General features: G+C 69.1%; 19 protein-coding genes and 3 tRNA genes. 17 read left to right on the top strand and 5 right to left on the bottom strand.

What is annotated here, in order from left to right:
* Window positions 1-21 precede the first annotated feature (21 nt).
* The 5 genes from NR112_RS00310 to NR112_RS00295 all read left to right on the top strand — a co-directional run bounded on the left by NR112_RS00310 (window position 22) and on the right by NR112_RS00295 (window position 1,677).
* Window positions 22-94, top strand: a tRNA-Gly gene (locus tag NR112_RS00310).
* Between the two features lie 28 nt (window positions 95-122).
* Window positions 123-193, top strand: a tRNA-Cys gene (locus NR112_RS00305).
* 34 nt (window positions 194-227) lie between these two features.
* A tRNA-Val gene (locus NR112_RS00300) sits at window positions 228-302 on the top strand.
* A gap of 321 nt (window positions 303-623) precedes the next feature.
* Window positions 624-944 (top strand): helix-turn-helix domain-containing protein, encoded by a 321-nt coding sequence (locus NR112_RS23140; protein WP_374510829.1) that lies wholly within the window; start codon window positions 624-626, stop codon window positions 942-944.
* 100 nt (window positions 945-1,044) lie between these two features.
* Window positions 1,045-1,677 carry a peptidase inhibitor family I36 protein gene (locus tag NR112_RS00295; RefSeq protein WP_256791999.1) on the top strand — a complete coding sequence of 211 codons (633 nt, stop codon included), beginning with the start codon at window positions 1,045-1,047 and terminating at the stop codon, window positions 1,675-1,677.
* Between the two features lie 8 nt (window positions 1,678-1,685).
* On the opposite strand, the gene NR112_RS00290 is transcribed toward NR112_RS00295, so the two are convergent.
* The 5 genes from NR112_RS00290 to NR112_RS00270 all read right to left on the bottom strand — a co-directional run bounded on the left by NR112_RS00290 (window position 1,686) and on the right by NR112_RS00270 (window position 7,416).
* Window positions 1,686-2,678, bottom strand: a complete 993-nt coding sequence (locus NR112_RS00290) for a hypothetical protein (RefSeq protein ID WP_256791998.1) — start codon at window positions 2,676-2,678, stop codon at window positions 1,686-1,688.
* The gene (locus NR112_RS00285; protein ID WP_256791997.1) at window positions 2,675-3,232 is read right to left on the bottom strand and encodes an RNA polymerase sigma factor; all 558 of its coding nucleotides are present in this window, start codon (window positions 3,230-3,232) and stop codon (window positions 2,675-2,677) included. Before NR112_RS00285 ends, NR112_RS00290 begins: the two co-directional genes overlap by 4 nt.
* Before the next feature lie 91 nt (window positions 3,233-3,323).
* Window positions 3,324-5,729, bottom strand: a complete 2,406-nt coding sequence (locus NR112_RS22815) for a site-specific integrase (RefSeq protein ID WP_256791996.1) — start codon at window positions 5,727-5,729, stop codon at window positions 3,324-3,326.
* A complete protein-coding gene (locus NR112_RS00275) occupies window positions 5,726-6,895 on the bottom strand; it encodes a tyrosine-type recombinase/integrase (protein WP_256791995.1) in 1,170 nt (389 codons plus the stop codon). The genes NR112_RS22815 and NR112_RS00275 overlap by 4 nt, the downstream gene beginning before the upstream one ends.
* A 290-nt stretch (window positions 6,896-7,185) precedes the next feature.
* Entirely contained in the window at window positions 7,186-7,416 is a 231-nt protein-coding gene (locus NR112_RS00270; protein ID WP_256791994.1) for a helix-turn-helix domain-containing protein, read from the bottom strand.
* 583 nt (window positions 7,417-7,999) lie between these two features.
* Between NR112_RS00270 and NR112_RS00265 the strand changes: the two genes are divergently transcribed.
* The 12 genes from NR112_RS00265 (at window position 8,000) to NR112_RS00210 (ending at window position 19,703) form a co-directional block, all read left to right on the top strand.
* Window positions 8,000-8,419, top strand: a complete 420-nt coding sequence (locus NR112_RS00265; RefSeq protein WP_256791993.1) for a hypothetical protein — start codon at window positions 8,000-8,002, stop codon at window positions 8,417-8,419.
* 449 nt (window positions 8,420-8,868) lie between these two features.
* Window positions 8,869-9,309 (top strand): PKD domain-containing protein, encoded by a 441-nt coding sequence (locus tag NR112_RS00260; RefSeq protein ID WP_256791992.1) that lies wholly within the window; start codon window positions 8,869-8,871, stop codon window positions 9,307-9,309.
* Window positions 9,310-9,330: 21 nt separating this feature from the next.
* A complete protein-coding gene (locus NR112_RS00255) occupies window positions 9,331-10,026 on the top strand; it encodes an SAF domain-containing protein (protein WP_256791991.1) in 696 nt (231 codons plus the stop codon).
* 4 nt (window positions 10,027-10,030) lie between these two features.
* Window positions 10,031-10,834, top strand: coding sequence for a hypothetical protein (locus tag NR112_RS00250; protein ID WP_256791990.1), 804 nt, complete (start codon window positions 10,031-10,033; stop codon window positions 10,832-10,834).
* 53 nt (window positions 10,835-10,887) lie between these two features.
* Window positions 10,888-12,456, top strand: a complete 1,569-nt coding sequence (locus tag NR112_RS00245; protein WP_256791989.1) for a CpaF family protein — start codon at window positions 10,888-10,890, stop codon at window positions 12,454-12,456.
* Window positions 12,453-13,337, top strand: a complete 885-nt coding sequence (locus NR112_RS00240) for a type II secretion system F family protein (RefSeq protein ID WP_256791988.1) — start codon at window positions 12,453-12,455, stop codon at window positions 13,335-13,337. Before NR112_RS00245 ends, NR112_RS00240 begins: the two co-directional genes overlap by 4 nt.
* Window positions 13,337-14,251: a type II secretion system F family protein gene (locus NR112_RS00235; RefSeq protein ID WP_256791987.1), complete on the top strand. Its 915-nt coding sequence runs from the start codon at window positions 13,337-13,339 to the stop codon at window positions 14,249-14,251. Before NR112_RS00240 ends, NR112_RS00235 begins: the two co-directional genes overlap by 1 nt.
* A 123-nt stretch (window positions 14,252-14,374) precedes the next feature.
* Entirely contained in the window at window positions 14,375-14,611 is a 237-nt protein-coding gene (locus tag NR112_RS00230) for a hypothetical protein (protein WP_256791986.1), read from the top strand.
* Between the two features lie 25 nt (window positions 14,612-14,636).
* Window positions 14,637-15,053 (top strand): TadE/TadG family type IV pilus assembly protein, encoded by a 417-nt coding sequence (locus NR112_RS00225; protein ID WP_256791985.1) that lies wholly within the window; start codon window positions 14,637-14,639, stop codon window positions 15,051-15,053.
* 98 nt (window positions 15,054-15,151) lie between these two features.
* Window positions 15,152-15,541 (top strand): TadE/TadG family type IV pilus assembly protein, encoded by a 390-nt coding sequence (locus NR112_RS00220; protein ID WP_256792828.1) that lies wholly within the window; start codon window positions 15,152-15,154, stop codon window positions 15,539-15,541.
* A gap of 119 nt (window positions 15,542-15,660) precedes the next feature.
* Complete coding sequence (locus tag NR112_RS00215) at window positions 15,661-16,053, top strand: pilus assembly protein TadG-related protein (RefSeq protein ID WP_256791984.1); 393 nt, start codon at window positions 15,661-15,663, stop codon at window positions 16,051-16,053.
* Window positions 16,054-16,634: 581 nt separating this feature from the next.
* Window positions 16,635-19,703, top strand: coding sequence for a LysM peptidoglycan-binding domain-containing protein (locus tag NR112_RS00210; protein WP_256791983.1), 3,069 nt, complete (start codon window positions 16,635-16,637; stop codon window positions 19,701-19,703).
* The last annotated feature ends 191 nt before the right edge of the window (window positions 19,704-19,894 follow it).

The following is a 19,894-nucleotide window of genomic DNA, read 5'->3' as shown; positions in this document are numbered from 1 at the left end:
AGTTACACCGCTGGTGTTCCCGCGGACGTAGCTCAGTTGGTAGAGCGCAACCTTGCCAAGGTTGAGGTCGCCGGTTCGAGCCCGGTCGTCCGCTCGGAGGCAAAGATCCACTTGCCTTCCACGGTGGAGTGGCCGAGAGGCGAGGCAGCGGCCTGCAAAGCCGCGTACACGGGTTCAAATCCCGTCTCCACCTCGGTGAGACACCACGCAGTACCAGCAACACCTTAGGGCGATTGGCGCAGCGGTAGCGCGCTTCCTTGACACGGAAGAGGTCACTGGTTCAAACCCAGTATCGCCCACCATCGGAAATCGGCCCCTGACCAGCGGAAACGCGAGTCAGGGGCCGTTCGCATTCCGGCCTCGTGGACCACACGTGGACCACCGGGAAGCCAAGGATGTCCGCGCTTCAGCGACTGTTCGCGCGTCGCGGGTCCTCCACCGGCGCCCGTGGACCGCCGCCATGGCGGACGGGCTGTCCTTGCGACTCTTCGGCCTCAGCGCGCGAGCCGATCCTCGGGGCGCGCTTTGGGAGGGGGGACGGCTGCGGAGGGGCAGAGTGAGTGGCGCCTACAGAGGGCTGTCCTCGGCGCGACCAGCTCGACGGCAATCCGTAGGGTTGCGCCATGTCCTACCCCGGGCGCCCGACCCTCTCAGTTCTAGCGGAGTTCGTCGGCACCGCCACGATCAAGCAGACAGCTCAGCAGCGCGCACGATTGCTCGCGTTCTGCGCCGAGCAGTATGCAGCGGGCCGGTCGATACACGAGCTGGCAGAGCTCACGGGAAGGTCTCAGACGGTTCTCTGCATCTGTCAACATCTGCTACTCAGGCGGCCCATCGCTGCCGGACCCTCGGACGGAGTGCATCGCTTGCGCTCCAGACAACGGGTCCCGCGCTACCGCCTCGTGAGGGGTCGGCCTCAGCGCCGGCCTGTGGGATCTCCGTGAACACGCTGAGCCCGAATCGCGCAAAACGCCCATTTTCGTCCGTGTTTAGGATCACACTCAAATGGCCGAAGCATGACTCTCTTCTAGCTAGGGAGCAAGTATGGGCAAGTTCTCAATGACGCGGCTCGGCCCTCTCTTCGCGGTCGTCCTCGCCTCCGTCCTGGTCCTCACTGTGTCGCCCAGCGCGGCCACCGCGGGTCCGGCCTCGGGCGGCGCCGGCGCCCTTCAACATCAGATCGACCTGCAGCTGGCCAAGACCAAGGGCGGTGTGCAGATCAGCGACAACGCGGTCGCCTACAACAACGGCGACGTCATCGTCGTCTTTCCGAACCCGGGTCAGCGCAAGGCGCCGGCAGGGATCGGGTCGAACGTACGCAACACCTCGCTGGCTCGGACCGCCGCCGCCGAGAGCCCTGCAATCGCCGCAGGATTGCAGGACTGCCCTGACGGCTTCACGGCTCACTCGTACTGCTTCTACACCGACGTCAACTGGGGCGGTCGCCGTCTGCAGTTCCAGAACACCTGTGTCGGCAAGGCCAGCGACTTCGGCTTCGACAACCAGACGTCCTCGTGGGTCAACAACAACCCGAACGCCTACGAGTACACCTACGACGGATCGAACCTGAGCACGTTCCTGTGGTCCACCGGGCTCGGTGCGTCACAGTCCTCGTGGGTTGGGGCGACCAACAACGACCGCATGAGTTCGTGGGCGAAACACGGCGACGGGTGTTGACCAACCGCTCACCGAAATAGCGCGTAGTCGATTACCGAAGGGATCTTGACGTCGAGCTTTCCAGGGCTCGACGTCAAGATCTGCTCGTAGCTGAGCAGGGCCCCGCTGGCGGGGTCGAAGACCATGACGAACCGTGCCGGCAGACCGCCTGGCTGAGAGCTAGACACGCCGACGGCCAGACCGGCACGTCCTGTGCGGTCGCGCAGCGTGCCCAGGTCGAGGATGTCCGTGCGGGAGGCGAGCAGCCGCAGCAGCTGGGCACGGACGGCGGGATCAGGCACCTGTTCCTTGTAGAGGTCGGTGATGGCCACAAACAGCTCACCGGTGCCCAGCTCAGAGATCGGGTGGGCCTGGCTCAGCTGGTCCCACAGCGTCGACGCCTCGGCGCTGAGGGCGCCGGCATAGACACGGGGGGTCTGTCCCGGCCCGTACTTCTCGTCGCGGATGACCGTGCCGGGCGTCGGCAGGTCGAAGTCGCTGACCTCGGAGCCGACGGGGACTTCGGGGGTACCGATCCGCACGGTGCGTTGACCGGACCCGTCCTCCACCAGGGAGAAGTTCACGTCCTGGGGGACCACCGCCGACCGGACGGGCTGGTCGTTCACGACCCGGGTGAACAGCGACCAAGTGGAGTAGCGGCTGCCGAGCGAACCCGTGAGCGTTGACCTGACGGCACTCGCCGCGGCGGACGTCAGGGCCTGCGTGGCAGGGCCTCCCTCGGCGAGGCATCCGTCGAGGACCGGCGGGGTCGCCGCAAAGGCGGCCGCAGGCTTGCCTCCCGGCAGCAGCGGGGAGCCGACGACCAGGATCGATGCCGCGCCGGCGGCGGCGAGGCCCCCGATGACCGCGCGTCGCGGGATCCCTCCTCCGCTGCCCGCTGTTGAGGCGCCTGTTCGCGGCGTCGCCAAGATTTTCTCGAGGTCCTCCTCGCGTCGGGCGGCGTCGAGAACCGTTGCGTCCCTCGGCGCCAGCTGCTTTAGCAGGTCAAGGTCGTTCGTCATTCTTCTAGTCCCTTCAACCTCGTTACGCTCGCCCACTCCCTCGTTGGGGCAGGCGACTCAAGTTCGCGCTTGAGCCGTGTCCTGGCTCGATGCAGACGGACCGCGGCGGCGCCACGACTGCAGCCAAGCGCGGCGGCCAGCTCGGCGCCCGTGAGCTCGTCCCAGGCCACCAACAACAAGACCTGCCGGTCCGGCAGAGACAGCCGGTCGACCGCGGCCGCGACGTGGCGTAGCTCCTCGAAGTGTTCGTATCGGTCCGTCAGGTCGCCGGCCTCGACCCTTGGCTCCGCGTCCTCGAGGGAGGCCGTCAGCGGGAGTGCCGCACGGTTGGTCGCTAGCACCACCCGGTGGGCCACCCCGAACAGCCACCCGAGCTGCGCGGCAGGGATCTGGTCGAGACGACGCCACGCCACCAAGAACACCTCGGCAGCCACGTCGGCGGCCGCACCACGATCGTGCAGGCGCCGGTACGCGAAGCCGTGGATCGCCGCATAGTGCTGCCGGTACAGCCGAGAGAACAGCTGCACGTCACCCGCTTCGTCGTTCCTTCGCACACTAGTAAGTGTCGCGAATCTTGATTCGATTACCGGCTTGGGCGCTACGGCGCCTTGTGCCGGGCTGCAGGCGCTCATTCAGGTCGCCGCGTCAGCTTGCTGGGGTCCTGGCCTCGCCCGGTTGAAGTGGCGGAGGCGTGGTGTCGGGCGAAGGCACTTCCCAGGTGGCGTGGGCGGCCAGACTCAGGGCGTCGTCGGTGGTGTCGAACGTTTGGAGGGTCGAGCGCTTGTGCTCAAGCTGGCGCAGGGTGATTCGGAGCTGTTCGACGTCGGCGAGCCACGTGTGCTCCTGGGCGGTCTTGATGCGTTGCTGCAGGTCCTGCTCGATGACCTGCAGTCGCGGGCCACTGGCTGGGTCGAGGGTGAGGAAGTGGCAGCGGATGCAGGCGTGCTCGTGGGTGCAGCCGGAGCCGTAGGGCCGGACGCAGTCGCCGAGCTCGACGCGGCGGCGTCCGAAGTGGTCGGCGAAGACCTGCAGCTCCTCGGCGGTGGGTTGCCGGTACTCCTCGCTGGGGCGGGTGGCGCGCCGTCGGTCGAGGAACTGCTCGTAGTGGTCGAACACGTCCTGGGGGTAGATGGCGACGTAGCCCTGGGTGGTGTTGAGGCTGCGGTGTCCGGCGAGCTGGGCGGCGATGTGCACGGGCAGTTTGTTCGCGACCAGCTCGGTCAGGTAGAGCCGGCGGAAGTCGTGCGGGGTGGGGCGCAGCAGGGTGCCGTCCGAATCCCGCAGACCCGCTTTGGAGGCGGCTTGGGCGAGGTATTTGCGGATCGTGCCGTCGCTGAAGACGTAGCAGGCGCCGGAGCGGAAGTGGTGCTGGAACAGGAACGGCAGCGGCGCGCTGAACTCTCGTTCGGCCCGGTCCAGGCGGCGCAGAAGCGGGATGGTGCCGTGGCGGCCCTGGTGGCGGGTGATGATGTCGCTGATGACTTTCGTCAGGGCCGGGCTCATTGGCAGGATTCGTTCCTCGTCGGTCTTGGACGGGGCGACCTGCAGCAGCGGGACGAGCTCGCCGTTCTGCTTGCGCAGCGGGCGCAGGGATAGGTGGGTCAGTTCGAGCATCTCCTCGATCCGCAGCCCGGTGTGGCGCAGCACCTCAAGGGCGGCCCACGTCCAGTAAGCCTTGTGCTCGAGGTGGGTCAGGTTCAGCACGCCGCCGGCGGGGTCGAGCACGAGGGTGGTCATCAGCGCGTACCTCTGGTCACCGTGCTCGTTGCGTTGGTGGTCGCGCCGGTGCCAGGGCTGTCCCTGGAAGGTGAAGTCGCTGCCTGGAGCGACCGACGAGGCAGCAGCCAGCAGCTGACCGAGGTGGTCCTTGTCCGCGGTGACGGAGGCGACCAGCTGCGGCACCCACGGCGCTAGGGTGCGGGTGCGTCGTTTGAAGTTGCTCTGCTGGCGGCGGGTGTTCTTCATCCGCGCGCCCTTCATCAGCGAACGGGGGATCGGGTTCGGGGCAACCCAAGGCGCCCAGATTCCCGGGTCGTCCAGCGCCCAGGCGGCGATGTCGTTGTAGAAGGTGCGGACCCGGTCCATCACCTGGGCCCAGTCCTTGCGGGGATGGCCGTTGGGCAGTGTCTTGATCCGGCCCCGCCACGCGGCGGCCTGCTCCGGGGTGAGGCGGAGCGTGGCGTGGCCGGGGTGGTGGGCTTGGATGTCGCCCCAGAAGTTCTTCACGAGCAGCTGTTCGAGCTGGTAGAGCGTCTTGTAGTCGCAGGAGACCGACACCTCGGTCAGGTACGCGATGAACACCTCGCGGATCGCGGGGTCGTCCACCCCGTGCCGGTCCACGAGCTGCTCGGGAGTCATCTTCTGGACGTGGACGAGCTCGGCGTAGCTGGACGGCTCGTCGCTGAGCAGGCCGGCCTGCTTGCAGGCAGTCCACGCGCCGGGCAGGCCGTGGTGCTTCACGCCCCGGGCGTGGTGGACGGCGCGCAGGTCGCGGAAGTCCTGCGCTGCCAATGCGGCCACTGGCTTGCGCAGCCTGATCGACATCATCGACAGCAGGGTGATGACCCGGGTGGTGTCGCGGTAGCCGCCGCGGGCATCGACGGCCTCGGCGACCCGCTGGAACACCTCCGCGTCGTGATAGGCGGCCCAGTCCTTCCAAAGCCGGACGCGGCGCTGGGACAGCATCCAGTCGTAGGAGGGGCTGACCGCGCCGACGATGATCAAGGCGTTGATGCCGTACGCGGTTTCCCACTTGACGCCCTGCCCGGACGATCCGGGGTGGGGCCGCCAGTCCTGCTCGCCCTGGCGGATCCAGCTGTCCCAGCGGTCCTGCCAGGTGGCGCCCGGCTGCGCCTCGAGCCAGTCCAGCAGCCGGCTGACCACGCGCCGTGCGCGGACGTCGGGATTGAGCTTGGCTGTCACCGGCAGCATGTCCCGGGTGAGTGCTTCGAGGACCGGTGCGAGCTCGGTCCGGGCCGCGGTCGGTAGCCGGCCGGTGGCGATTGCCTTCGCGACCTCGGTAAGCGGTCGTGCCCGGCTGGCCGGGGTCACGAGCTCAGCCCGGGAAACAGCACCGCCAGGTCGCCGGCGTCGTAGCGGATGCTCGAGGACGGCGGGCAGGGCGCTGGAGTCGCGAGGTGCCGGTGCAGCGCGGCCACCAGCTCGTCGAGCCGAGCAGCGGCGTAGGCGTTCAACGTGTCGAGATTGCGGTGGCGCATGAGCGCCTGAGCGTCGGTCAACGTCATCCGGTCATCGGCCAGGATGCGGTGCGAGAACGTGTGCCGGAAGTCGTGCCAGGTGTAGTTCGTGCCCAACCGCCCGTTGACCCGCTCGAGGACCTGCCGCAACGCGAAGTAGTCCATTGGCCGGTGTGGTGGACGCAGGGTCAGCCACAACGGACCGTCCACGTCGGCGCTGGGCCGCTCGGCCAGGTACCGGGCGATCCACACGAACGACTCCGGCGCTGCCGGCACCCAGATGCGTGACCCCAGGCCGCCCTTCGGCTCGATCGCCACCACTCCCTGCCCGGCATCGATCCCCTTCGCTGTCATCGACAGCAGCTCGCCGGCGCGGACCCCCGAGGACAACGCGACCGCCACCAGCGCCCGATCGCGGTCGTTGCGCAGCCCAGCGAACAGATCCAGCAAGCCCTCCTCGGACACGGCCCTGGGCTGGAATGCCGGCACCTTCTGCCGATATCGGGCACGGCGAGCAGGAACCTGCTCCCGCGGCGGCCGAGCGGCCGGGACCGGGCTCCACGGGCCCCGACCCGACTCATACATGAAGGCGTAGAAGGCCGAGAGAACCGACAGCGCATGGTTGATCGTCCGCGGCGCGTACCCCGCGCGCAGGTACGACTTGCCCGTGACCGCGTTGACGCTCCCCGCAGGAGGACGCGACCCGGACCCTGCCCGGCCCCGCTGCGGATTCGGCGCCGCCCGCAACCACCGAACGAAGTCACGCACATCCTGAGTGCCCGCCTGGTCCCACGTCGTGCCTATGGCCGCACAAAACCGCAGCCACCGAAGCAGATCGTGACAGTAGGAGCGCCTGGTAGCCGGAGACGTGCCATTGGCGGTCAACTCCGCCATGAACTCGCGGACCGGCTCCACGACCCCGCCACCGTCGTCACGGATCACCCAGCACAGCGTCGGCTCCGACACGACCCGCATCGTCGAAGGAACGACCAGACCGGCGACGTCACGCACCAGAGTCACCGTCGCACCATCCCACTTCCAGAGGCCAAACGCCCTCAACCACACGCGCTACGGAGTGCAGTCAACAGGTGCCGTCCGTCGTGCCCTCGACTCCGCGGGCGTGCCGCGCCGAGGTCGAGGCGCACCGAACATTCGCTCCTGAACGAGGGCCAGTCCATGGATGGCCCGAACAGCCGGACCGACAGAGACAAATTAGACCGGATGCAAAGCCAGGACTCGGGGCCGCCAGCACTGGGCGGGTCAGCGAATCAGTCGTCCGGCTTTCAGGGATGGTCCCGAGCGCGGACGCTTCAGCGGGGAGAGTGAGCCGCGCGCAGGGTGTCGGAACCTGACGACACAGTGGGTAGACGGACCATCATGCGGTCGACGTCATCTGGATCGACGCGAAGCACGCGGGGGCCGCTGCGGTACGCGGCGAGCACGCCGCTGGCGATGCGTCGTCGCAGGGTCTTCGTGCTCAGACCTGTCCGCTCGGCAGCTTCGGCGAGGGACTCAAACTCGCGCCGGTGCTTCTGGTTCATGGTGACCTCCCAGCCTCCAAAGCCTGAGCTGGACGTTCGGGCGATCAGGCAGACTCTGTCGCCGGGAGGACCCATCGACGGGACCCGCCGGTCGCCTCGGCCCGTGGGGCGGTCGGCCTCGCGCACTGCGAGGCGCTCTCGGTCGTTCGCGATCCTCCGATTCTCAACCTGCGCGATGACGGTCGGTGTGGTGCCATGGATGGGCAGGCAGCGCAACTCGGGAAAATCCACAAGCAGTGTGACGGCGACGGGGTGGTTATCCACAGCCGGCTAAGAAGCCTCCTCGCGGATGGCGTCCCGCCATAACGTGAAACCACTGACTTTCCCGTGGCTGATCGCTGGGGGCAGGTCTAGGGGCTTTATCTCTGTAGACCGGGGAGAAGACATGACTCGAGCAAGCAGACGATCAGTGGCAGCCGTAGCGGCCGCCATCGGCGTGGCCGCGCTCTCGGCGTGCACGAGTGCGCCCACACGGTCTACGCCTTCATCGTCCTCGGCGTCGAGCGTCTCGGATTCGACCTCGAGCTCACCGACGTCAACGACGACGAGTCCCGAACAGCTTGCGCAAGAGGAGGCTCGGGGGATGGTGGCGAGGTACTACAGGGACGCCGCGCGCGGTCTCTACGAGCCGACCAAGACCAACCCCTCATTCTTCGAGGGGTCCTCGAGTGGAACAGCCTTGGTCGACAACGTGAACGCGCTGAACGCGGCCAAGGCTCAGCGGGCACGCGTGACTGGCCTGACCAAGCTCAAGTCGGTGAAGCATGTCAAGACCGACTTGACCATGGATCTCAAGTCCACGCCTCCGGCCGTTCCGATCGTGACATTCCTGGTCTGTTACGACGTCAGTGGCGTAAACGTCGTCGACAGCGAAGGCAACTCCATCGTGCCGGCCAGCAGGAAGCCAACGGGACTGAGTCTGGTGGGCGTCGCCAACCGGCAGTACCCGAGCCCTGACGGGTGGCGGGTGGATTACGAGCAACCCAAGGCGGAGAAGTGCTAGCCACGAGGCTGGCATTGTCCGTCGCAGTGCTGGCCGTCAGTGCGGTGACCGCGGCAAATCCGGCCAATGCCGACGCGCCCACATGTACGAAGTTCAACAAGCTGGGGTTGTGCGTCATCTGGGCGGGCATTGGCGGATCCGCCGGCGGAGATCCCCGACGTGGCCCCTCCAGAAGTGGGAGTGTCCCCGGAGGTGGCGGCGAGGCCTCGGGTGGGAAGCGGTCAAACGTGGTGCACGTCAACGGCGTCACCTGTCTCTTCATGGGTCCGCTTACCTCTCCGCCCGCGAAGACGAATCCGATCTGGGGTGGCCACGACGACGGGGCGATCTACCAATGCCTGGTTCCCGGCAGTGACGTCAACGGTGATCGGGTGCTGCTCTTCTGGGCTGGCGGACCACCGCCGGCCGCACCCCCACCACCCGATCCGAAGGTCCTGGCACGGCAGGCCATGAATGCAATGCAGCTCGAGGCGGTGACCATCGGGGTCGTCCCCGAGCCGCGGCCAGGAAGTATCGGGATCATCGGGCTACCGACGTGGATGTGGGTTGAGGGCGCCGCAGAGAACACGTGGGGACCGATCACCCGTACTGCGTCAGCTGGCGGCTTCACGGTCCGTGCGACGGCCAAGGTCAAGAAGGTCGTATGGGACATGGGTGACGGGACCCAGGTCGTGTGCTTCAGCAAGGGCACCCCGTACGCGGACTCCTATGGGAGACAGTCCAGCCCGGACTGCGGACACACGTACACCCGCCAGGGCTCGTACGCCGTCACGGCGACGAGCTACTGGAGCGTGACCTGGGCCGGCGTCGGGGAGAGCGGCGTCATCCCGCTGGACCTGTCCCGGACGACGAGCATCACCATGGGCGAGAGCCAAGTCATCAACCGTTAACAGGTCGGTAGGGGAACGCGGATGAGCGTGACGACAGGGCACACGGACAGCACCGACGCCGGCCGGCAGAACGGCCGCGCCAGACTCGCCCCGCCCAGCCCCAGCCAGGTGACACCGGCTCCGAAACTACGGCGTCGCCCGATCCTGGTGGTCGCGTCGGTGGCCGCCGTCTGTCTCGGTGCGCTGCTCGGGGTGTGGGCGTGGACCTCGACAAGCAACACCCATCAGGTCGTCGCCGTCCGCGCGACCATCGCCCGCGGCGAGACGATCGACCAGGCGGACCTGATGACCGTCCAGGTGGGTGTCGACCCGGGCTTGCGGACCGTCGCCGGGGACAGCCTGCCGGATCTGGTGGGTCAACGCGCCGCGATGGACATGGCCGCTGGGAGCCTCGTGACGTCAGAATCGGTGACGAGTTCGGTCATCCCGCCGGCAGGCCAGTCTGTCGTTGGTGTCGCGTTGCCGCCCTCGCTCATGCCTGGCGAGTCGCTGCAGGCTGGCGACAACGTGCGCATCGTGTCCACCCCGGGAGCGCAGGGTGAGGTCACCGACGGCCCGCCGGTCGAGGTCACCGCCACCGTGCTGGGCCTACACCCGGGCGCTGAGCAGGATAGGACGGTCGTGTCCGTCCTAGTCCCGAAGGACGAGGCCGGCGAGCTCGCCGCCCGCGCCGCGACGGGCAGGGTCGTGCTCGTGCTGGACAGCCGGGAGCGGTGACCTGATGGCCCTGATCGTGCTCACCTCGGCCTCCGGGTCACCCGGAGTGACTGCATCGGCGGTGGGCCTCGCGCTGACGTGGCCGCGGCCGGCGCTGCTAGTCGAAGCCGATCCGACGGGCGGGTCTTCGATCCTCGCTGGCTATCTGCGCGGCCAGACCGCCCCGGCATCCTCACTGATCGACCTCGCGCTGGCTCACCGGCATGGCCAGCTGGAGCAGGCGATCCCTGAGGCGACGGTGCGGATTGAGGGAACCTCAGCCGCGCTCCTGCCGGGGACCCGGTCGCACACTCAGGCGCCCAGCCTGGTGTCGCTGTGGGAACCTCTCGCGGCCGCCCTCAAGTCGTTGGAGCGGACGGGTCAGGACGTCATCGTGGACGCCGGCCGGCTGGGCCTGACGGGGTTTCCGGAGCCGTTGCTGTACGCCGCCGACCTGTGCCTGCTGACGATGCGCTCGGACTTGGTGTCGCTGTCCGGGGCCCGCTCCTGGACGCAGACCCTGCGGGCGGGGTTCGAGCGCGTCGGTGGCTGTGCGTCGTTGGGGCTGCTGATGGTCGGCGAGGGCGACCCGTACAGCGCGCGTGAGGTCCGCAAGGTGCTGCAGACTCCCGTGATTGCCTCTCTCGCATGGGATCCGGCCGTCGCGCAGGTATTCGGCAGGGGCGCCAAGGCGCCGCGGAAGTTCGATACGTCACCGCTCGTTCGCGGCCTGTCCGCGGCCCGGGACGCGATCGACGCAACGGTCGCCGCCGACCGGGCCGAGATCGCGGGCCAGCCGGCCCGTAGCCCTATGGGAGCTCGAGCATGAACGAGCACGTCGGCTTCACGAGCCCAGCATCGCGGGCGGACCACAGCGACTCAATGGACCCGACCGACCCGACATCGTTGCCGCTGTTCGCGACGCCGTCGGCAACGCCGACGCTTGCGCCACCAGCGGCAGAGACCACACCGCGGCCACGACCGGGCCGGGTGCGGGGCACCTTCTCGATGCGGCCGACGAGCGAGCGAGGCGCCTCACAGGACCGGCAGGAGCGGGCGCCGGGGGACCTGCGTCGGGTCGGCGCGGCCTACGGCAGCGGGCTGGATTGGGAGCTGGTCGCAGCGCTGCGGCAGCAGGCTTCCGACCGGCTCAGCGCCGCGTTGGGGGACGAGCGAGCGCACCTTGCGGCGGCGGTTCAGCGGGAGCGGGGGCGCGCGATCATCCTGGACCTGCTCAATGACGAGTCGGTGGCCCGCGTCGAAGCGGGTCAGACGCAGTGGAGCCCGGTCGAGCAGGACGAGATGGCTCAGGCCCTTGACGATGCGCTGTTCGGGCTCGGCAGGCTGCAGCCGTTGGTGGACGACGATCGGGTCGAGAACATCATCGTCACCGGATGTGACCGGGTGACTCTCGAGCTCACGGACGGGCGGATGGTGCCTGGTCCGGCGGTCGCGAACAGCGACCAGGAGCTCATCGACTTCCTCGTGTTCTTGGCGAGCAGGTCGGAGGCCAACGCGCGGCCGTTCTCCGAGGCGCAGCCGAAGCTGCACCTGCGCCTCGACGGTGGGGCGCGGCTGGCCGCGGTCGCGTGGGTGATGCCGCGGCCGTCGATGGTGATTCGCCGGCACCGGCTGCGGCAGGTGACGCTGGCCGATCTCGTGGAGCGGGGCAACCTGTCCGAGACGGCCGCGTCGTTCCTGCGGGCGGCGGTCCGGGCCCGCAAGTCCATTGTCGTGTCGGGGGCCCAGGGCGCCGGCAAGACGACGTTGGTGCGCGCGTTGTGCGCCGAGATCCCTAGGCACGAGATAATCGGCACCTTTGAGACCGAGTACGAGCTGCACCTGCACGAGCTGACCGAGACCCACCCCATCGTCTTCGCGTGGGAGGCCCGGCCGGGGTCGGGGGAGCGGGGCGCGGACGGGCGTCAGGCGGGCGAGTTCACCCTCAATGAGGCGTTGTTCGACTCGTTCCGGTTCAACCTCTCCCGGCAGATCGTCGGTGAGGTCCGCGGTCAGGAGATCCTCGCGATGCTCAAGGCGATGGAGTCCGGCGCGGGCTCCATCAGCACCACGCACGCCGTCAACGCCGAGGGCGCCATCAACAAGCTCGTCACCTGCGCGATGGAGGCCGGGCCGCACGTGACGCACGACTACGCGGTGCGGGCGATTGCGGCGAGCATCAACCTGGTCGTGCACGTCCATCTGGAGACCAGCCCGCTGGCCGACGGCACCGCGCAACGCGCCCGCTGGGTCTCCGAGGTCATCACTGTCGCCCCGGGCGAGCGGGAGAAGGGGTATGCCGTGCAGAAGGTCTTCGCGACCACGCCCGGCGCGCGGGTGGCAACCCCGAACGTGCTTCCGGACGACTACCGGGACCTGCAGCAGTGGGGCTTCGACCTCCCCGGCTTCTACGGGCACCAGGACGATCCCCGGGACGAGGCCGCGTCATGACCCCGCTGATCCCGGCCGTGGCCGGCGCCCTCGTCGTCGCGGGCCTGCTCGGGCTCGTCCTGGGCCTGCGCCCCCGACCGGTGGACACGGCCGCGCCGCAGCGGCGGGGTCGGCCCGGCTCACGCGGGCCACGTTGGTGGCCCATGGCCGGGGTCAGCAGGCGCAGCCAGCGGCTGATCCTGGCTGGCCTCGCAACCGGTGTCCTGGCGGCGGCGTTGACCGGGTGGGTCGTCGCGATCCTCATTCTCCCAGCCACACTCGCCGGGCTGCCCTACCTGCTGTCCTCCCCGGAGTCGGCGAGCAGGATCGAGCGTCTTGAGGCGATGGAGGAGTGGACCCGCTCCCTGTCCGGGATCCTCACCGCCGGCGTCGGGCTCGAGCAGGCGTTAATCTCCACCCTGCGCTCGACACCGGAGGAGATCCGGCCCGAGGTCACCCGGCTGGCGTCTCGGCTGCGGGCCCGGTGGAGCACCGAACGAGCGTTGCGGGCCTTCGCCGACGAGCTCGACGACGCGACCGGCGACCTCATCGCCGCCAACCTCATCCTCGGCGCCCGCCGCCGCGGCGCCGGCGTCGCCAGCGTCCTGGAAGCCCTCGCCGAGTCCGTCGCCGCCGACGTCCGGGCCCGACGCGAGATCGAGGCCGACCGCGCCAAGCCCCGCTCGACGGCCCGCTGGGTCACCATCATCACGATCGGCGTCCTCGGCGTCCTCGCCCTGACTGGCGACTACATCGCCCCGTACGCGACCCCGTTCGGTCAGGTCATCCTCGTCGCGCTGCTGAGCCTCTACGTGGCAACGCTGATCTGGATGAAGCGGATGGCCATCGGGGAGAGCCTCCCTCGGTTCATCGGCGCAGCCGCGAAGGAGGTGGCTCGCTGATGCCGACCGGACTGCAGCTGGCGATCTTAGCAGGTGGCCTCGTCGGGCTCGGCATCGCCCTGATCGTGTGGCGGCTGACCCCAGCAGACCCGGACCTGGGCGACGCTTTGAAGCGGCTCTCGCCCAACCGGACCCGGCCGCAGGGCGACCTCGACCGGGCCGGCGCAGGAGCAGGCGACACACGGGAACGGCTCGGGGTGTGGGCGATGAAGACGCTCCCCGCCGGGGCGTGGGGAAGCGTCCCCGTCAAGGAGCTGGCGATCCTGCGTATCCCGGTGAGCCGCTTCTACGGCGAGAAGCTCATGTTCGCCGGGCTGGGGCTGCTGGCTCCGCCCCTGCTCGCGACCTGCTTCACCCTGATGCGCCTGCCCGTCCCGGTCGTCATCCCCGTCATCGCCTCGCTCGGCGCGGCTGTGGTCTGCTTCCTCCTGCCCGACTACAACGCCCGCGACGACGCGAAGAAGGCCCGGGCAGAGTTCGCCCGCGCCCTCGGCGCCTACATCGACCTCGTCGCCCTCGAACGCAACAGCGGAGCAGGTCCCCGGCAGGCGATGGAGGCCGCCGCCGACGTCGGCGACTCCTGGGTCTTTCGGCGCCTCGGCGAGGAGCTCGCCCGCACCCGCTGGTCGGGCCTCACCCCATGGGACGCGCTGCGCAACCTCGCCGACGAACTCGGACTACCCGAGCTGCAGGACCTGGCCGACATCATGCGCCTGTCCGGGGAGGAAGGCGCACAGATCTACTCCAACCTTCGAGCCCGGTCGGCTGGGATGCGCGCCGCGATGCTGGGCGCCGAGAAGGCCAAGGCGAACGAGGTCGGCGAACGCATGTCCATCCCGATGAGCCTGCTCGGCGTCATCTTCCTCGCCATCCTCGTTGCGCCCGCGCTGCTGCGGGTCATTGGCGACACCTGAGCTCAACGAACTGGAAGAGCACTGCACCGCAATCGAACTCGTATCACTCGCAGCACCAACCGAACGAAACAGCCCGGGAGAACTCGGGACCACCCGGCAGCAACACGACGACAGGAGAGACTCATGCACTACCTCGCAGCGACCCTGCACATCCTCGGAGCCACCCTCACGGACAAGGCCGAGGCCACGCTGGCGACCAGGCCCAGACACCATCTGAATCCCGGCGATGACCATGTCTCTGACAGGGGTGCGGTCACGATGGAGATGGTGATCTGGGCGGTCGCGATCATCGGCATCGTCGGGATCGTCGTCGCCGCCATCACCAACTACGTGACCTCCAAAGCCGGCAGCATCAGATAGCCGCCACCGGATCCACTGGCTGACGATGAGCAGCAGCCGGTCGCCGAGACAGCCTCGCCGCACCGCGGCGGGGCCATCCGAGCGCGGCTCCGCCTCGATCCAGATGGTGCTGCTGCTGCCCGTGCTCTTCACAGTCATGTTCCTCGGGATGCAGGCAGCGCTGTTCTACCACGCGAGGTCCGTCGCGATCGCCGCCGCGCAGGAAGGCGCGAGGGCCTCCTCGGTCGAGGAGGGCAGCGGGGGAGCGGGCGCCGAGGCGGCGGCATCCTTCGTTGCCGCCGCCGGCGGAGACGACGTCCTCAAGAGCGCGCGCGTGAGCAGCAGCCGGACCGCGGAGGTTGCGACCGTCGTCGTCACCGGGACCTCGCTCAGTGTCATCCCGGGCTGGTCGCCCGTGGTGCGGCAGTCGGCGACGGTGCCCCTCGAGCGGATCACTCGATGACCCCCCTCCCACGCCCCCGCCTCCCACGCCCCGGCTGCGCCCGCTTCCGATGCGGTCGGAGAAGTTCGGACCGTTGCTCGGACAGTGGCTCGGCCGTCATCGAGACCGTGATCGGCGTCCCCGCGTTCCTACTCTTCGTCGGGCTCATCATCTTCGCCGGCCGGATGGCCATCGCGCACCAAGCTGTCGAGGCAGCCGCCAACAGCGCTGCCCGCTCGGCGTCGATCTCCCGCACGCAAGCAGAGGCGCAAACGGCCGCGTCCTCCGCAGCCGGCTCCACGCTGACCGACCAAGGGATCACGTGCGCCAGCGTGGCCATGTCGATCGACACGACCGGCTTCGCCGCACCAGTGGGAACGGCCGCCCAGGTGACCGCGACCGTGACCTGCGAGGTCGACCTCGCCGACCTGTCCGTACCCGGGGTCCCCGGCAGCAAGACCGTCACCGCCACGATGCGGTCCGCCATCGACACCTACCGAGAGCGGTGATGACCATGACGACGAGCACGACGAGCACGACAAGCACGACGACACAGCGACCGAGCCCTGAGCGCTGGACGATTCGTGAAGGCCGCCCACCCGGCAGGATGGCAAGCGACCGCGGTTCGGTGAGCATCTGGCTGGCAGCCAGTGGGCTGGTCATGATCGTCCTCGTCGGGCTCGCCGTGGACCTCGGAGGAAAGGTCGGCGCGCAGCAGCGCGCGCAGGACGTCGCCCGTCAGGCTGCGCGCGCCGGCGGCCAGCAACTGCAGGCGGCGGCAGCCGTCCGCGGCGACGGGGTCACCGTCGATCCGTCCGCCGGCCGACGAACCGCCCAGACCTACCTCGCCGGATCGGGCATGACCGGGACCGCGTCCTTGGTGGACGGCCAGACCGTGCACGTCACCACCACGGCGACCTACGAGTGCACGTTCCTTGGCATCATCGGGCTGAGCTCGTTCACCGTCCACGGGGCCGCTGACTCCCGCACCACCCGCTCCGTCCACGGGGTCGAGCGATGACCCACGGAGTTGAGCGGAGCGCCCGGCCGCGGGCACGTCTGATCGGCTTGGCCGCCGCGGTAGGGCTCACCGCGATCCTCGTCGGCCTCCCCGCCGCGTTGCTGGCCGTCGGAGCCGACCTCATCCCGGACACCCTGCCGTCCTCCGGGCACGTCTGGGCGGCGCTGACCAGCCCGGACGACGGCTCCCTCGTGCTCGGCGTTCTCACAATCGTCGGCTGGGCCGTCTGGCTCTTCTTGGCGGGATCCATTGTGCTGGAGGTGATCTCCCGGCGGCGCGGGGTGCGAGCCCCCCGGCTGCCGGGCCTGGCGCTGCCCCAAGTGGCCGCCCGGAACCTGGTCAGCGCCGCGCTGCTGCTTTTCATCACCGCGCCAGTCGGTGCCCAGCCGGCCAAAGCTGCGACCATCGCGAGATCTCCATCGGTTGTCGCTGCCGTGGTCGAGATCCCCGCAGGGGTCCACGCGGACGGCAATGGAACGCCGTCGGAAGGGCACGCCGTGAACGCCGCTTCGGAAGTCGACGCAGCGCCGAGAGACGACCTGATCTCCGGCCGCGGGACCCAGCGGGGGAGTGCTTCACCGGTGCCGACGCACACGGTCAAGCGAGGCGAGTCGCTGTGGTCGATCGCGGAACAGCGCCTCGGCTCTGGCACCCGTTTCGGTGAGATCGCCGCCCGCAACGCCGACGTGCTCGGGGACAAGCCCGGCTTCCTCACCCCGGGCACCGTGCTCGTCTTGCCCAAGGAGGCCGCCACCGCAGACGCCGCACACACCGTCACGGTCGAGCGGGGAGACACGCTCTCGCAGATCGCGCAGCAACAGCTGGGGGCGGCGAGTCGGTATCCGGAGATCTTCGAGGCCTCGAAGGACACTCGCCAGGCCGATGGCGCGCGACTGACGGACCCGGACCTCATCCAGCCGGGGTGGTCCTTGACCGTGCCGAGCGCAGCCGAAGGGGAGTCTCGAGCTCCCGAGAGCCACCGATGGGCGGACGACGCCCGCGCGGACACTGTCACCGTGCAGCCGGGGGACACCCTCTCCGACATCGCGCAGGAGCAGTTGGGCGATGCCAACCGCTACCCGGAGATCTTCGCCGCCTCCACCAACACCCGGCAGGCCGACAGCGAGCGGATGCGCGACCCGGACCTCATCCGCCCCGGATGGATCCTGAGCATCCCCGCGCCTCAGGAACCGGCCATCCCGCCGGCGCCCGGCGAGCCAGCCCCATCACCTGAGCGCCACGGGCCACTCCGGTCGGCACCCGAACACGGCGACCCTCCACCATCGTCTCCATCCGCCCAAGAACCCAACGATGTCGCAGGCTCAACCGTTACCGCGGCTGAGGGACCGACACCGGCCACACAGCCTCCTACGAGACCGGCCGAGAACCCCACAGCCACGAGCAGATCCGCGCGACCATCAACCCCCGGGGCGTCGATCGAGGAACCATCGGTCACGGATCAGCAGGGTGACGTGCCGACCCCGTGGATACTGGCCGGCCTCTCCGGCGCGGGAGCGCTCCTCGCAGGCTCGATGCTCCTGAGTCTGCGGAGGCGACGGGCAGCCCAGTTCCGGGCACGGCGTCCGGGCCGCACGATCGCCACCCCCGAGCCGGCACTGGCGCCGGTGGAGAAGTCCATCATCGCGGTGGGCGGCATCAGCGCCCCGACCGTCGACTACGTGGACGGGCTGCTCCGCCGTCTCGCCGCTGTCCACACCCGAGCCGGTGGCGCCGTACCGCCGCTCGCGGCCGTCGAGCTGACCGCCTCGACGATCCACCTGCACCTGGCCGCCCCGGCCGCCCTCGCCGCGCCTTGGCAGGGCACTCCCGACCAGCTTCACTGGACCCTCCCGAACGGCACGCTTCTCGACAAAGTCGGGCCAGCCGTGCCGGACCAGCCCGCTCCCTACCCTCTGCTCGTGACGATCGGAGCCAGCGATACCGGCGAGTTCTGGCTGCTCAACCTCGAGGACCTCGACGTCAGCATCACCGGAGACCCGGACTTCAGTCGCGACCTGGCCCGGTACCTGCTCGCCGAGATCGCCTGCAACCCGTGGTCACACGGAGTGCGGGTCGACATGATCGGGGTCGGCATAGAGGTGGCCGGCATGAACCCAGACCGGCTCCGCGTCCACGCCGGCGGCGACCCGGCCGCGGACGTCCTGGCCGAGGCCGTCGCGACCCTCGACAGGGCCCACGACCTTGGCGACGACGTGCCCACTGCCCGGGCCGCCCAGGCCGGCGCCGACGCCTGGCCCGCACGCCTACTCATCCTCGACAGTGCCGCCCAGACCGCGGCCACCCCAGCCCTGACACAGCTGCTTGACCTCATCCACACACACGCCGGCCGCACCGCCACCAGCGTCGTCGTCTGCGGCGACCTCACCGGCACCGGCACCGGCACCAGAACCGGTAGCGACGGCGCCGGCCCAGCCACACCCATGGAGATCACCGTGACGGCCGATGGGCGGGTCGTGCTGCCGGGCGTCGGGCTCGACCTCGTCGCAGTCGGCCTCACCCACGACGAAGCCCAAGGCTGCGCAGCCCTGCTCGCCCAGAGCGAGGATCCCAACGACATCCCCATCCCGACCTCTGCCGATGCTGCCGAGGGGTGGCGGTCCTGGACCAACGACGCCGGGGCCCTCCGCCAAGAACACACCATGCCCCGCTCGGTCGACGAGCAGAGCCCCGGCGAACCGGTCACCACCGTGCTCGACCAGGACGACGAGGAGTACCTCCGCGGCGGCGCGACCACCAGAGAGGACCTGCAAGCACTCGCACCCAAGGTCACCAATCAGGTCAGCGACTCCGTGCTCGCCGCGGACCCCACTCTCGACGCTGACCTCGCCGCGTGGTGGTCCAACGACTGCCGGCTACCACGCCTAACCTTGCTCGGGCCGGTGAGCGCCCGGACCCGCGGAACCCCGCTGACCAAGCGCAAGTCTTACTTCACCGAGATGCTCACCTACCTCGCCACCCGCCCCCATGGCGCCACCCCGGGCGAGCTCGCCGACACCTTCAACATCACCCAGGCCAAAGCCCGCGACTACATCCGGATCCTGCGCGACTGGCTCGGAGTGAACCCCCGCTCCGGCGACAAGCACCTCCCCGACGCCCGGAAGGCACCAGCCGCCCTCGCCCGCGGCGTCGGCGTCTACCAAGTCGTCGACGTCCTCGTCGACGCCGACCTCTTCCGCCGCCTCCGAGTCCGCGGAGAGGCACGCGGACCCGAGGGTATCGAGGACCTCGACGCCGCCCTGCGGCTCGTGCAGGGCCAACCGTTCAGCAGCCTCAAAGAGGACCGCTGGTACTGGCTCGTCGATGGCGACCGGATCGACCAGCACCTGCTGTGCGCCATCGTCGACGTCGCCCACCTCGTCACCACTCACAGCCTCCACTCAAACGAGTTGCGCCGGGCCAGACTCGCCGCAGAGACCGCCGCACTCGCCGCGCCCGACGAGGACATCCCGCGGCTCGACCTCGCCGCCATCGCCGACGCCGAAGGCCACCACGCCGAAGCGCGCCGGATCCTTCGCGAAGATGTCCTCAACCGCTCGGACATCGAAGGGGCACCCCTCGATCTCAGCGACCGCACCATGGAGGTCATCGCAGGCAGGAACTGGCTGGAACGGACAAGCCACGCCAGCTGAAGTTAGGCGGATTGACATCACCGCCCGAGCCTTCAGCTCAGGCAAGTACCTCTTGGACGTGTTCTCCGACATGACTCCAACCTTCCCAAGGTTGGGAGTCTCCCGACATGCCGGGCGGTGTAGACGCTGCTCTCCCTCCGAGCGCGGGCGAGTGTGGGTCGCCCTTAAAGAGAACTCTGAAGCTGGCGAGA

Source organism: Terrabacter sp. Ter38, assembly GCF_024519435.1.
GTDB lineage: Bacteria > Actinomycetota > Actinomycetes > Actinomycetales > Dermatophilaceae > Terrabacter.
This window is presented reverse-complemented; position numbering and strand designations above follow the sequence as displayed.